Annotated in this window: 13 protein-coding genes; 9 read left to right on the top strand and 4 right to left on the bottom strand. The window is 51.7% G+C overall.

All coding sequences use genetic code 11. The features are described from left to right. Position 1 precedes the first annotated feature (1 nt). From uvrC to IMCC13023_RS04335, 9 genes are all read left to right on the top strand, one after another. Complete coding sequence (uvrC, locus tag IMCC13023_RS04375; protein ID WP_007541675.1) at positions 2-1,846, top strand: excinuclease ABC subunit UvrC; 1,845 nt, start codon at positions 2-4, stop codon at positions 1,844-1,846. A 64-nt stretch (positions 1,847-1,910) separates the two neighbouring features. Next, on the top strand, positions 1,911-2,783 hold the full coding sequence (rapZ, locus tag IMCC13023_RS04370; RefSeq protein WP_007541672.1) for an RNase adapter RapZ: 873 nt from the start codon (positions 1,911-1,913) through the stop codon (positions 2,781-2,783). Between the two features lie 2 nt (positions 2,784-2,785). Continuing rightward, a complete protein-coding gene (whiA, locus tag IMCC13023_RS04365; RefSeq protein WP_040325173.1) occupies positions 2,786-3,757 on the top strand; it encodes a DNA-binding protein WhiA in 972 nt (323 codons plus the stop codon). A 48-nt stretch (positions 3,758-3,805) separates the two neighbouring features. Beyond that, on the top strand, positions 3,806-4,426 hold the full coding sequence (locus IMCC13023_RS04360) for a superoxide dismutase (protein ID WP_100207065.1): 621 nt from the start codon (positions 3,806-3,808) through the stop codon (positions 4,424-4,426). Positions 4,427-4,490: 64 nt separating this feature from the next. After that, the gene (gene gap / locus IMCC13023_RS04355) at positions 4,491-5,492 is read left to right on the top strand and encodes a type I glyceraldehyde-3-phosphate dehydrogenase (protein ID WP_007541666.1); all 1,002 of its coding nucleotides are present in this window, start codon (positions 4,491-4,493) and stop codon (positions 5,490-5,492) included. Then, on the top strand, positions 5,492-6,697 hold the full coding sequence (locus tag IMCC13023_RS04350) for a phosphoglycerate kinase (RefSeq protein WP_007541664.1): 1,206 nt from the start codon (positions 5,492-5,494) through the stop codon (positions 6,695-6,697). The genes gap and IMCC13023_RS04350 overlap by 1 nt, the downstream gene beginning before the upstream one ends. After that, a complete protein-coding gene (gene tpiA / locus IMCC13023_RS04345) occupies positions 6,690-7,472 on the top strand; it encodes a triose-phosphate isomerase (protein WP_007541662.1) in 783 nt (260 codons plus the stop codon). Before IMCC13023_RS04350 ends, tpiA begins: the two co-directional genes overlap by 8 nt. A gap of 33 nt (positions 7,473-7,505) precedes the next feature. Beyond that, on the top strand, positions 7,506-7,754 hold the full coding sequence (gene secG / locus IMCC13023_RS04340) for a preprotein translocase subunit SecG (RefSeq protein ID WP_007541661.1): 249 nt from the start codon (positions 7,506-7,508) through the stop codon (positions 7,752-7,754). Next, positions 7,754-8,131, top strand: a complete 378-nt coding sequence (locus tag IMCC13023_RS04335; protein WP_007541659.1) for an RNA polymerase-binding protein RbpA — start codon at positions 7,754-7,756, stop codon at positions 8,129-8,131. Before secG ends, IMCC13023_RS04335 begins: the two co-directional genes overlap by 1 nt. Here the strand turns inward: IMCC13023_RS04335 and pgl are convergent. From pgl to IMCC13023_RS04315, 4 genes are read right to left on the bottom strand one after another with little or no spacing between them, the layout of a single operon-like run. After that, entirely contained in the window at positions 8,115-8,819 is a 705-nt protein-coding gene (gene pgl, locus IMCC13023_RS04330; protein ID WP_007541657.1) for a 6-phosphogluconolactonase, read from the bottom strand. The genes IMCC13023_RS04335 and pgl overlap by 17 nt on opposite strands. Then, complete coding sequence (locus IMCC13023_RS04325; protein ID WP_007541655.1) at positions 8,816-9,736, bottom strand: glucose-6-phosphate dehydrogenase assembly protein OpcA; 921 nt, start codon at positions 9,734-9,736, stop codon at positions 8,816-8,818. The genes pgl and IMCC13023_RS04325 overlap by 4 nt, the downstream gene beginning before the upstream one ends. Next, positions 9,733-11,253: a glucose-6-phosphate dehydrogenase gene (gene zwf, locus IMCC13023_RS04320; protein WP_007541654.1), complete on the bottom strand. Its 1,521-nt coding sequence runs from the start codon at positions 11,251-11,253 to the stop codon at positions 9,733-9,735. The genes IMCC13023_RS04325 and zwf overlap by 4 nt, the downstream gene beginning before the upstream one ends. After that, entirely contained in the window at positions 11,250-12,827 is a 1,578-nt protein-coding gene (locus IMCC13023_RS04315) for a hypothetical protein (RefSeq protein WP_007541652.1), read from the bottom strand. The genes zwf and IMCC13023_RS04315 overlap by 4 nt, the downstream gene beginning before the upstream one ends. Positions 12,828-12,829 lie beyond the last annotated feature (2 nt).

Below are 12,829 nucleotides of genomic sequence, written 5' to 3'. Positions count from 1 at the left end.
CATGGCGAATGAGCTGAGCTTTAGGCCCAAAACATCAGAAATCCCGAAAATGCCCGGGGTTTACAGGTTCTTGGACGCCGATGAACGGGTCTTGTACGTTGGTAAAGCCAAAAACCTAAGATCAAGACTCTCGAACTACTTTGGCCCCTTGGACAGCCTTCACGAGAGAACCAGGCGCATGGTGTTGAGCGCCAGCGATGTCAAATGGACAATAGTCGCCACTGAATATGAAGCGCTGCAACTTGAATTCACTTGGATCAAGGAGTTTCAACCGCCGTTCAACGTTCGCTTTCGCGACGACAAGTCTTATCCATATCTTGCGATTTCAATGGGGGAGACGGTTCCACGAGCTTTCATAACCCGGAATCGAGACCTAAAGGGGGTCAAGTATTTCGGGCCCTACACACAAGGCTGGGCAATCAGGGACACTCTAGATTCTCTGCTAAAGGTCTACCCCGTTCGCAGTTGCTCCGCTGGGATTTTTCAAAGAGCCAAGCGTTCTGGAAGGCCTTGCCTGCTGGCTGAACTTGGCAAGTGCTCTGCTCCTTGCGTGGATCGCATCTCGCAGCCTGATCACAAGGCATTAGCAAAAGAGCTGGGTGACTTCATAGGGTCAGGAAACGACTCACATGTGTCAAATCTGACTCTAAAAATGCAAAATGCAAGTCAGCAGGAGAATTTCGAATTAGCCGCCAGGTATAGAGACGACATCGGAGCTCTACAACGAGTGCTAGAAAAATCGACGGTAGTTCTTGATGATCACGTCGATGCCGACCTCATTGGTCTCAGTCGCGATGAGCTATCAGCCGCCGTGTCAATCTTTATGGTTAGAGGAGGGCGCATCCGCGGAAATCGATCGCTGGTGGTGGACCTCGAGCTAGATAGAACCAACGCAGAACTACTGGAGTACTTGCTACAAGAACTCTATTCAGCTGGGGCGAAAGCCGAGCCCCCTGAGGTGCCCAAACAAATCATGGTGACTGAGCTTCCTACCGACAAGGATGCCCTGGAACTGTGGCTCTCCGAAATACGAGGCAAGGGCTGCAGCATCTCAGCTCCTAAGCGAGGCGACAAGTCAGCACTGCTTGCTACCGCGAGTCAAAATGCAGCTCATGCGCTTCAGAACTACAAGCTAAAGCGTGTATCCGATTTCAGCGCAAGGGCCGAGGCACTCGCGGGACTGCAGAAGGCTCTTGCGATGGAGAATGCTCCACTAAGAATCGAGTGCTACGACATTTCCCATTTGTCCGGCACCAACACCGTGGGCTCAATGGTGGTCTTTGAGGATGGCCTCTCCCGTAAAGATCAGTATCGAAAATTTAACTTAGAAACTGCCGACGATACTGAGTCTATATATCAGGTCCTTATGCGCAGGCTCAAATACCTCAAGACCGAAGAGCCCAACGAAAGATTCAGTTACAGGCCCGGCCTTCTAATTATTGACGGTGGGCTACCCCAGCTACATGCTGCTGAGCGAGCACTTAATGATTCTGGAATTCAAGGCCTGACCGTCGCATCGCTGGCGAAACGGCTTGAGGAAGTATTCGTATCTGGGCTCGATTACCCTCTTATCCTCCCAAGGACATCGGAGGAGCTATTTTTGCTTCAGCGAATTCGCGACGAGGCGCACCGCTTCGCGATAACAGCGCAACGCGCCGCTAGAAGTAAGTCTATTTCCACGGCGTTGGTTGACATTCCCGGCTTGGGGGAGCAGAAGGCCAGATTGCTACTTCGAAAGTTCGGATCTATAAAGCGGCTGAAGCTCGCAAGCGAGGCTGAAATTACTCAGCTTCCCGGATTTAGCCAGAGATTGGCGAATATTGTTATAGAACACCTGGCAGATTAATAAAAAACGTCTTTTCGCGACACGCCGAAGCGGTAACCTTGTTCTCGACGCTATGGAGGGATGGATGGACGATTCAAATAAACCAGAACTGCTTGTTGTAACAGGCATGTCCGGTGCTGGACGTTCAACTACCGCTAACGCTCTTGAAGATCAGGGCTGGCATGTGATTGACAATCTTCCTCCCCAGTTGCTTTCTCCCATCAGCGATTTGTTCTCCAAAAGTAGCGAGTCGCTAAGCAAGGTCGCGGTTGTAATGGACGTTCGTGGCGGTCAGTTCTTTCAAGATCTAGAGCAGAACATTCAGAAGTTAAGGTCTCACGATATCAGCGTTAGAGTCCTGTTCTTAGAAGCGAATGATGCAGCGCTAGTCAAAAGATTCGAATCAGTTAGAAGGCCTCACCCGCTTCAAGGTGAGGGTACGGTTTTAGATGGAATCGCGGCCGAGAGAACTCAGCTCTTGAGTCTGCGCGAAACTGCCGACATCGTTTTTGACACCTCAGAGTCAAATGTCCACGAGCTCACAAACCGAGTAGCCGAAGCATTCGGGGGTCAGTCAAAGGGATTCAAGGTAAACCTGATGAGCTTTGGTTTCAAATATGGTCTTCCCGCGGACGCGGACATGGTCGCGGATGCAAGGTTTATCGCAAACCCGCACTGGCAGGAGTCCCTCAGGGCCAAAACTGGAAATGACAGCGAAGTGGCTGACTATGTCCTTAGCCAACCGGGTGTCAAAGACTTTGAAGAAAGCTACCTGGCAACCTTGAAAATCGTTCTAGCTGGTTACCGGAAAGAGAATAAGAGATTCGCAACAATTGCGATCGGCTGCACGGGCGGTAAGCACAGGTCGGTTGCACTAACTAACGAAATAGCAGCGCGCCTCGCAGAGGACGCAGAAATACGAGTCGCCGTTTCTCATCGCGACTTAGGTAGGGAGTGATGATGGGACTTACGCAACAAATAAAAGAAGAGCTTGCAAGAGTGCCGGTTCGAACAGGGTTGGAGCGTGCAGCGGAGCTGGCGACGGTTCTTCGTTTTTGTGGCGGACTGCAACTTATTTCTGGACGAATAGCAATCGAAGTGGAGCTTGACTCTGCAGCTTTAGCTCGAAGGCTTGCACGAGCGATCGCAGAGCTATATGGCATTCAATCTGAACTAACCGTTGTCCAAGCAGGAGGCCTTAGAAAAACTAGTGGCTATCAAATTAGAGTGCTGAAAGATGGTGAGCTTTTAGCCAGGCAGACCGGTCTTATCGACAACCGCGGCAGGCCGGTTCGTGGTCTTCCAGCCACCCTGATTAGCTCGACGCTAGATGAGGCAAAAGCAGTCTGGCGAGGGGCCTTCATGGCTCACGGAATATTAACTGACCCAGGTCGATCAACGTCACTCGAGGTGACCGCCCCAGGCAACGAGTCTGCAATGGCTCTGGTCGGCGTCGCCAGAAGATTGGGTGTAAGTGCAAAAGCAAGAGAAGTCAGAAATGTCTATCGCGTCGTTGTTAGAGATGGTGAGGGGATTTCTGAACTACTCAGGCAGATGGGATGCACGGAGCAAGTGGAGAAATGGGATGAGCTTCGAAGTAGACGCGAAATCAGGGGCGTTGCAAACCGCCTTGCAAATTTTGACGATGCGAACCTTAGGAGAAGTGCTCAGGCAGCAATTGCCGCCGGAGCAAGGGTTCAGCGGGCGTTAGAGATTCTGGGCGATCAGGCTCCCGCGCATCTTCAATACGCAGGTGAGCTTCGATTGCAGCATAAAGATGCCTCTCTGGATGAATTGGGGCATCTGGCAGTCCCCCCCATGACTAAAGATGCTGTCGCCGGGAGAATTCGCAGATTGCTGGCGACCGCGGATAAGCGGGCCCAGGAGCTGGGCATTCCCGATACCGAATCGGTGATTGCAGATCTGATTTAAGAATAAAGCTACGATTAAAGCTACGAATCCAACAAGAGAAAGTGATAAATCATGACCTACACACTTCCGGATCTCAACTATGACTACTCGGCTCTCGAGCCTCATATCTCAGCCAGAATCATGGAGCTACACCACTCCAAGCACCACCAGGCCTACGTCACAGGTGCGAACGCGGCTTTGGATGCAATGGCAGAGGCACGAGCAAACGACAACTTTGCAACCCTTCCAAAGCTACAAAAGGATCTTGCCTTCAACCTAGGTGGCCACGTGAACCACAGCATCTTCTGGAAGAATCTGTCCGCCGAAGGTGGAGAAGCATCCGGCGAGCTACTGGCAGCCATATCTGAGTACTTCGGTTCATACGAGGCATTCACCAAGCACTTCACCGCAGCCGCCATGGGAATTCAGGGTTCGGGCTGGGCATACCTTGCTTGGGACAGCATGAGCAACCGCCTTATTATTGGCCAGCTCTATGACCAGCAGGGCAACCTTCCGATGGGTAGCATCCCGCTTCTAATGCTTGACATGTGGGAGCACGCATTCTATTTGGACTATGTCAACGTGAAGGCTGACTACGTCAAGGCATTCTGGAACATCGTCAACTGGAACGATGTGGCAACTCGCTTCGCATCCGTTAAAGCGAACAGTTCCTCGCTGCTGCTAGGCTGACAAAGTCCGCCCAAAGGTGCTCGGGCTAATTTATTTATTCACTGACAAGTTTTGGAGTAGCCCCGTGACTCGTATTGGTATTAATGGTTTTGGACGAATTGGCCGCAACTATCTGCGCGCAGCACTTGCGCAAAATTCGGATCTTGAGATAGTCGCAGTAAACGATCTGTCGGATCCTAAATCGCTTGCACACCTTCTGAAGTACGACTCAGTAGGAGGAAGACTCGACGCGGCAGTCTCTGTTGATGGGGACAGCATCGTTGTAAACGGCAAGTCAATCAAAGTTCTGGCCGAGCGCGATCCAGCGAAAATTGACTGGGCAGAACTGGGTGTAGAGGTTGTTATCGAGTCCACGGGCTTTTTCACGAATGCCGATGACGCTCGTAAGCACATTCAGGCTGGTGCCAAAAAGGTAATAATCTCGGCTCCCGCAACCGGGGAAGATGCAACCTTCGTGATCGGCGTAAACGAACACCTTTACGAGCCGGACAACCATCACGTGATATCCAACGCATCTTGCACCACAAACTGCCTTGCACCACTAGTCAAGGTATTCATGGACAACTTTGGAATCAAAAATGGTCTGATGACCACTATTCATGCTTATACCGCTGATCAAAACCTTCAGGATGGACCGCACCAGGACCTTAGACGCGCCCGAGCAGCGGCTATCAACATTGTTCCTTCTTCTACCGGAGCAGCGAAGGCCATCGGAATCGTCATACCTGAGCTAAAGGGCAAGCTGGATGGTTTCGCGTTGCGTGTTCCAATCCCGACCGGTTCGATTACTGATTTGACCCTAGTTTCTGAGAAAACGGTAACGGTCGAAGAGATCAACGCCGCCTACAAAAAGGCAGCCGAGGGTGAGCTTAAGGGAATCCTGATGTATACCGAGGATCCAATCGTCTCCAGCGACATCGTCGGTGACCCTCACAGCTCAATTTATGACAGCGGTTTGGTGCGAGTTGTCGACAACACCGTGAAGCTATCAAGCTGGTACGACAACGAGTGGGGTTACTCAAACCGTCTGGTTGAGCTAACTGCACTTGTTGCGTCCAAACTCTAATGCTGAGAACTCTCGACGACGCCGGAGATCTTCGATCGAAGGCCGTGATAGTCCGCTGTGACCTCAATGTGCCACTGTCTAATTTACAAATTACTGATGACGGCAGAATTAGAGCGTCCCTGGCAACCATAAAGCGGCTCGCTGCCTCCGGTGCGAGAGTCATAGTGGCATCACACCTAGGTCGCCCAAAGGCTCAGGAGGCTGAACTCTCGCTTGCTCCAGTTGCGAAGCGTCTCCAAGAGCTATTGGGTCAAGACATAAGGTTCTCTCCGGAAAGCACTGGAGACCAGGCTAAAGCGCTGACCTCGTCCCTGAGGGACGGTGAGATAGCACTGCTTGAGAACCTCCGTTTCAATGCTGCAGAGACCTCCAGCGACCCACAGCAGCGCGCTGCGTTTGCAAGAGAGCTCGCCGCGATGGCTGACATCATGGTTTCTGACGGTTTTGGTGTTGTTCACCGGAAGCAAGCCAGCGTCTATGAGCTCGCAGAACTTATACCTAGCTATGCAGGATTACTAATTGAGGCAGAGCTAAAAGTACTGAACCAGCTAACAACAACGCCATCCCGCCCCTACACGGTTGTCCTCGGCGGTTCTAAAGTCTCGGACAAGCTTGCTGTTATCGGTCACCTCCTGCCAAAGGTAGACAGACTGGCTATCGGCGGAGGTATGGTCTTCACCGTGCTGAAGGCGATGGGACATAAAGTCGGCAAAAGTTTGCTAGAAGAAGACCAAGTGGAAACCACCAGGGACCTCCTAAAGCAGGCTGCAGACTTAGGCGTCCAAATTATCCTGCCGACCGATATAGAAATTGCAGCCAGTTTTTCAGCTGATGCCGTTCATAAAACCGTGCAGGCCGATGCCGTCGAAGATTCCGAACTTGGCGCAGACGTCTTGGGGCTAGACATTGGTCCAGACAGCGCCAAAATCTTCGCCGAAGCCGTTTCAAGCTCCAAAACAGTGTTCTGGAACGGTCCAATGGGAGTATTCGAGTTCCCAAACTTCGCCCATGGCACGAGAGTTGTGGCGGAAGCACTTACCAATGTGAACGGACTGTCGGTGGTTGGCGGCGGCGACTCCGCCGCTGCGGTCAGGGCACTTGGATTTGATGAGGCCAGCTTTGGTCACATTTCAACCGGTGGTGGTGCAAGCCTTGAGTACCTTGAAGGAAAGTCACTGCCAGGACTGGAGGTCCTAAATGACTAACCGAACACCGCTGATTGCCGGCAACTGGAAAATGAACCTTGATCACCTGCAGGCAATTGCCTTGGTGCAAAAGCTCTCATGGACCCTAAATGACGCCGATCATGACTTTGGTGAGGTAGAAGTCGCCGTTTTCCCGCCATTCACCGACCTGAGGAGTGCTCAAACGCTTATTGATGCCGAGAAATTCGAGATAAAGCTTGGTGCTCAAGACATATCCCGGCATGAGTCGGGCGCCTACACCGGCGAGATCTCAGGGCAAATGCTTTCCAAGCTAAACGTCGAATACGTGCTAGTGGGGCACTCCGAGCGTCGCACTTACCATGCAGAAGACGACTCAGTAGTCCAGCAAAAAGTTGCTGCTGCCTGGGCAAATGACCTTGTACCCATTATTTGCGTGGGGGAGACCCTCGAAGAACTTGAGACCCAGGGCCAGTCCGCCGTCCCGATAATTCAGACCATTAATGCACTCAGCGGTCACAAGGCACTTGGTGAATTTGTTATCGCCTACGAACCAGTTTGGGCAATAGGAACCGGGAAAGTTGCAACCGCTCAAGAGGCCAGTGATGTCGCTACAGCAATCAGACAAGCGCTTCAGGCTAACTTTGGAGACGATGCGGCAAACTCGAGAATCCTCTACGGAGGCTCGGTCAAGGCAAATAATGTCGCAGGTTTCTTGCAATCTGAGCAGGTTGATGGTGTGCTAGTAGGCGGTGCGTCCCTGGATGCAGAAGAGTTTTCTGGAATATCGCGCTTCAAAAAGCACATAGTCCTATAATTTACAAGGTTTGAAAAGAGAATGAGGAAATAGATGGCCGCCCTACAAACAGCGCTTTTGGTATTGCTTGCAATAACCAGCGTGCTTCTAATCTTGATGATTTTGCTCCACAAAGGTCGTGGTGGTGGAGTCGCAGAGATGTTCGGAGGCGGAGTAACAAGCTCGATGAACTCATCCGGCGTCGCTGAGCGTAACCTCAACCGAATCACAGTTGTACTTGGCTTAGTCTGGGTAACGGTCATCATCATATTGGGTCTCTTCACAAGATTTGGATGGGCATAATGTCGAGCTCACCTTCAATTCGCGGAGCACGCGTCGGAGCTGGCCCAATGGGCGAGCAGGATCGCGGACATCAAGTAGAAAAGATCGCGCTTAGCTTTTTCTGTTCGAATGGCCACGAGATCAACCCGCTCTTCGCAGCCAGCGTCAACGAAGAAGACTTACCCCAAGAGATTGATTGCCCTCACTGCGGCTTACCGGCGGGAATGGACAAAGAAAACCCTCCTCTAGTTGCCAAAATTGAGCCATACAAGACTCATCTTGCCTACGTAAAAGAGCGACGAACAGATGACGAGGCCGAGCAGATTTTGGCCGAAGCCTTGGATTCAATTCGAAACCGCAGACAGCGTGCAGCCGACGCTGCTAAAGCGCGTCGCTAAGCTCTTTATCTAAGTACCAGCTGGTCGACTGCAATCCTTTGACCTTAGCTAAGGGCAGCTCACAATCTGCTTCATTCAAAGCGGAACTAACTACCGCCGCTTTTTGAGCGCCCGAGGCTAGAAACCAAACCTGATTAGCTCGATTGAGAGCGGCATAGCTGAGACTTAGTCGCTCGGATGGCGGCTTGGGTGAGGCCTGTTCTGCCGTGATCCATTCCCCATTGCCCTGGTGTCCCGGAAACAAAGATGCCACGTGCCCATCTGGTCCAAGCCCCAAGATCACAAGATCAAAAACCTCCGAGGTTTCCTCGGCACTCCCGTAGGAAATCGTCATGGCCTTATTCATAAGAGACTGGCCGGTCGATAAATCAGAGTTAGCCGCGGGGTAGCGAAGCAGAGATTTATTTGCTAACTCCGGGAAGAGAGAAATCCCTTGATGTTCGTTTCGGTCCTCGTGATCCAAAGCCACAAAGCGCTCATCACCAAACATAAATCTCAACTTTGTAAGGTCAAGGTTTAGATTGGCGAGTTCTCCAATCAAGGCGATGCCGAGACTACCGCCCGTCAACACAATATTTGCTACTGGCTTCGATTCTAAAACTTCAGACACCAAGGCCAAAAAGTCGGCGGCGACCCGACTTACAAGCTCTTCAGACGTCTGGGTAACCACGATGCTTGGCTCACTCACCTCGAAAGCTCATTTCGTAGTACAGCTCCATAAACTTCATCTTCGCCCAAAAACCGCATATCTTCCATCAGGCAATCCTGATCAGAGCGCCTGGGTAGCAAGGCCGAACTGTCTGGCGAACCGGTTTGGCCGATACTCGCAACATCTCCAGTTCGAATGATTGCCAGCTCACCTTGATCAAATGAAATCTCAACTCCCGCTATGCCCTCGATAGCAATGCCTGAAAGCTCGTGAATTATCTTCGTATCAACACCAAGCTGCATCGACAGCCAGCCAGCCAGTAATCTTACGCTCGGGGAATTTTTGGAACCTAGCACTCGGATTTCAGTTACTGTTCGGTTCTTTTCGTTATCGAATAATGCCGCAATTTGAGAGCGCCACAACGTGATTCTCGTCCAGGACATGTCGCTATCGCCTGGCGAATAATTCTTGGCAAGCTCCTTTAGAAACCCCGACTCATCTTTTTGAGCTGCGGCGTCCGTGATTCTTCTGGTTGCGATTTCGCCAATCGGGTTCTTCGAGGGATTGGCTTTGCAGTCCGAAGGCCACCATGCAACCACCGGCGCATCAGGAAGTAGTAGCCCCGTCACCATGGACTCGGTATTGGAATTTGCGTCTCCAAAAGCCCTGATAACGACGACTTCAGATGCACCAGCGTCGCCGCCAATTCTTATTTCAGCGTCCAACCTAGAGGCCTTGTCTCCCTGCTCTAAGTTGCTAACCAACACAATTATCCTGCTCGGGTGTAATCGAGATGCGCCGTTTGCTGCCTCAATTGCGCGCTCTAGGTGCTCGGAGTTTGTTTCGATTATGAGCGTAAGCACGCGACCCAGCGCTACTACTCCACCATCTTCGCGGAGTTCCTGAAGCGTTTTTTCAATCTTTGATGTAGTCGTACTTTCCAAGTTGACGATCATGGCCTTCTCCAAACTCGGCCATCTTCGGCAAGCATGTCGTGAGCCGATTCAGGCCCCCAGGATCCGGGAGCGTATGAATCAGGACTGCCGTTAGCTTTCCAGTGCGCAACAATGGGGTCCAGAATCTTCCAAGACAGTTCAACTTCTCGTTGTCTAGGGAAAAGGGGCGGTTCGCCCAACAGGACATCGAGAATCAGGCGTTCGTAGGCCTCCGGGGAGTCCTCGGTAAAGGCGTGACCGTAACCAAAATCCATTGTCACGTCTCGAACCTGCATGCTGGGACCTGGAACTTTAGAGCCGAAGCGAATAGTGACACCCTCGTTCGGCTGAACCCTAATCACCAGGGCGTTTTCTCCCAAAAGTGCAGTCTGGCTTTCACCGAATAATTGCTGAGGCGCTCTTTTGAAAACCACCGCAATTTCCGTTACTCGCCGCCCGAGGCGCTTGCCCGCTCGAAGATAAAAAGGCACGGACTGCCAGCGTCGGTTGTCGATGTTCAGCCTCATGGCGGCAAAGGTCTCGGAGTTGTTCTCGGAATCCATGCCGTCCTCGTCTAGATACGCCTTTACGAACTCTCCGCCCTGCCAGCCACCCGAATATTGACCCCTGGCGGTGTGCTTGGATAGATCCTGCGGCAGTGCAATGGAGGCAAGGACCTTTTCCTTTTCCGCCCTCAAGTCCTCCGCGTCGAAGCTCAAAGGTTGCTCCATGGCGGTCAGAGCGAGAAGCTGAAGAAGATGGTTCTGGATCACGTCCCTCGCCGCGCCAACCTCAGCGTAAGAACCGGCACGGCTACCGATGCCGATGTCCTCAGCCATTGAAATCTGAACATGGTCAATGTAGTTACTGTTCCAAATTGGCTCAAACAACTGGTTTGCGAAGCGAAGAGCCAATATATTCTGAACAGTTTCCTTGCCCAAGTAGTGATCAATCCTGAAAACCGAGTCCGGTGGGAAAACGCTCTCGACAATGTCGTTTAGCTCGATAGCAGTTTCAAGATTTGAACCGAACGGTTTTTCGATAACAACTCGTCTAAATTGCCCATCAACTGCGTCCGCAAGACCTGACGATGAAAGCTGCTGGATTACCAGAGTGAAGTCCCGGGGCGGTATGGATAGGTAAAAAGTGTGATTTCCAGCTGTTCCGCGTTTTTTATCTAGCTCGTCGACCGTCTGTTTTAGCCGAAGAAATGCCTCTGGATCGTCGTGTCTTCCGGATACAAATCGAATGCCCTTAGCTAACTGACGCCATACCTCTTCCGACCAAGGGGTTCTGGCATGAGCCTTTACAGAATCGTGAACAACAGTCTCAAAATCTTCCTGGCTCCAGTCTCTTCTTGCGAATCCAACTAGAGAAAATGCCGGCGGCAAGAGGCCGCGATTGGCGAGATCGTAAATTGCGGGCAGGAGCTTCTTTCCCGCAAGATCTCCTGTCACACCGAACATTATTAGGCCGCTTGGTCCAGCGATCTTTTGCAGTCGGCGATCGCGGGAATCTCTGAGTGGATTATTGGTCACGAAGCAATTACCTTTTCCAAAAACGCTAGGTCCCTAAGTGGCTCTGTCATGTGTAAGGACACAACTGGAAGCCCCTTATCAGACAACACTTTGGCATCTCCAGCTGCTTGCGCGCGGATAAGTTCGCCAAAACTAAATGGGCGGTCTTTTATCTCAAGATCGATGCCGTGCTCACCGGTAAGTTGAATAAAGAGCCCTTGCTTTGGGCCACCCTTGTGATATTGGCCGGTGGAGTGCAGAAACCTGGGCCCCCAACCGAAAGTCACCGGTCTGCCAGTTCGCTTCGCGATGATGTCTCGTAATTTCTCAAACTGAGGATATTCAGGTCTGCTCAAGTAAACCTGAACAGCGATGTAGCTTTGGTCAGTTGCTTGACTTAGTAATTCCTCGATTGCAGCCTCCACGGTGCTGCCAACCACATTCAGTCCATAACTTGAAACAGAAATCCCACGATCGACATGGCCCGCGGCCACTTCAACACCGGGGGAGTCAAGGAGTGCTCGAGCGGCAATCTTCGCTGACTCAACGTCTGGCTGATCGAATGGGTTTATGTGCATTAGATGTCCGGCAATTGCTGTGGCGTACTCCCAAAGCAAAAACAACTCACCCAGACTGCCACTGAAGGTTAAGTGCTCAGCTCCCGGCAGGGAATCTGAAAACCTAATAAAAATAGTGTCGCTCGGTACGTTTTGAATTTCTGGTGCGCCGCCCGTGACGACAACGGGAAGAATGCCGCGCTCATGTTTGCCGGTGCTTTCAGCAACAAGCTGTTCAACCCAGTCACCGAAGCCCGGAAGGCCATCAGTTTCAATCAGAAACTTATCGCGAGACTGATCGATTCCTGGGGTTGCTGCCAAGGCGACACCAAGCCAAATAGCTGGGTTATCGGTGGAGTCTTCGCCTAGCCCGAAGCTGACCCTGGAAGCACTGGCTAGCAAGGAAGCGATATCGGCACCGGCTAAGCCAGCTGGAACTAATCCGAATGCGGTTAGCGCTGAATATCTGCCACCGACATCAGGATCCGCGTTAAAAACCCTGTAGCTGTCGGCTCTTGATGCCGTATCGAGCGGGGAACCGGGATCGGTCACCACAACAATTCTTTCCTTCGGGTCGATGCCAGCTGCCAAAAAACCGGACTCAAAAGCCCTTTTTTGGCTGTCAGTCTCAACGGTCGCTCCAGATTTCGAGGAGACAACCACTGCCGTTCGTGCAAGGTCCCTGACGGCAGACAGAACCTGATCAGGCGCTGTCGAGTCAAGAATCACTATTTCGTGGCCAGTGTTTTTAGCTATTACCTCTGGCGCAAGCGATGAGCCGCCCATTCCACAAAGCACAATACGATCGACACCAAGGTCTCGAAAATGATCTCTCAACTTTAGAATTTCGGGAATCAAGTCAACCGAAGTTTTCGGAGAATCTATCCAGCCCAGACGCTTCGAAGCCTCAGCCTCGGCGGCTGGTCCCCAGATCGAGTCATCCTTGGCACCCAGCCTGGAGGCAATTTGAGCATCTACGACTTTTGCAACTTCGGCTTCTAGGTCCGGTTTGAGGCTTTCGTGTATCCGAAGCTGCATGA

Origin of the sequence: Candidatus Aquiluna sp. IMCC13023 (assembly GCF_000257665.1) — a bacterium.
Taxonomy (GTDB): domain Bacteria; phylum Actinomycetota; class Actinomycetes; order Actinomycetales; family Microbacteriaceae; genus Aquiluna.
Note: the sequence above shows the minus strand (reverse complement) of the source record. Positions and strands in the feature narration are given on the sequence as shown.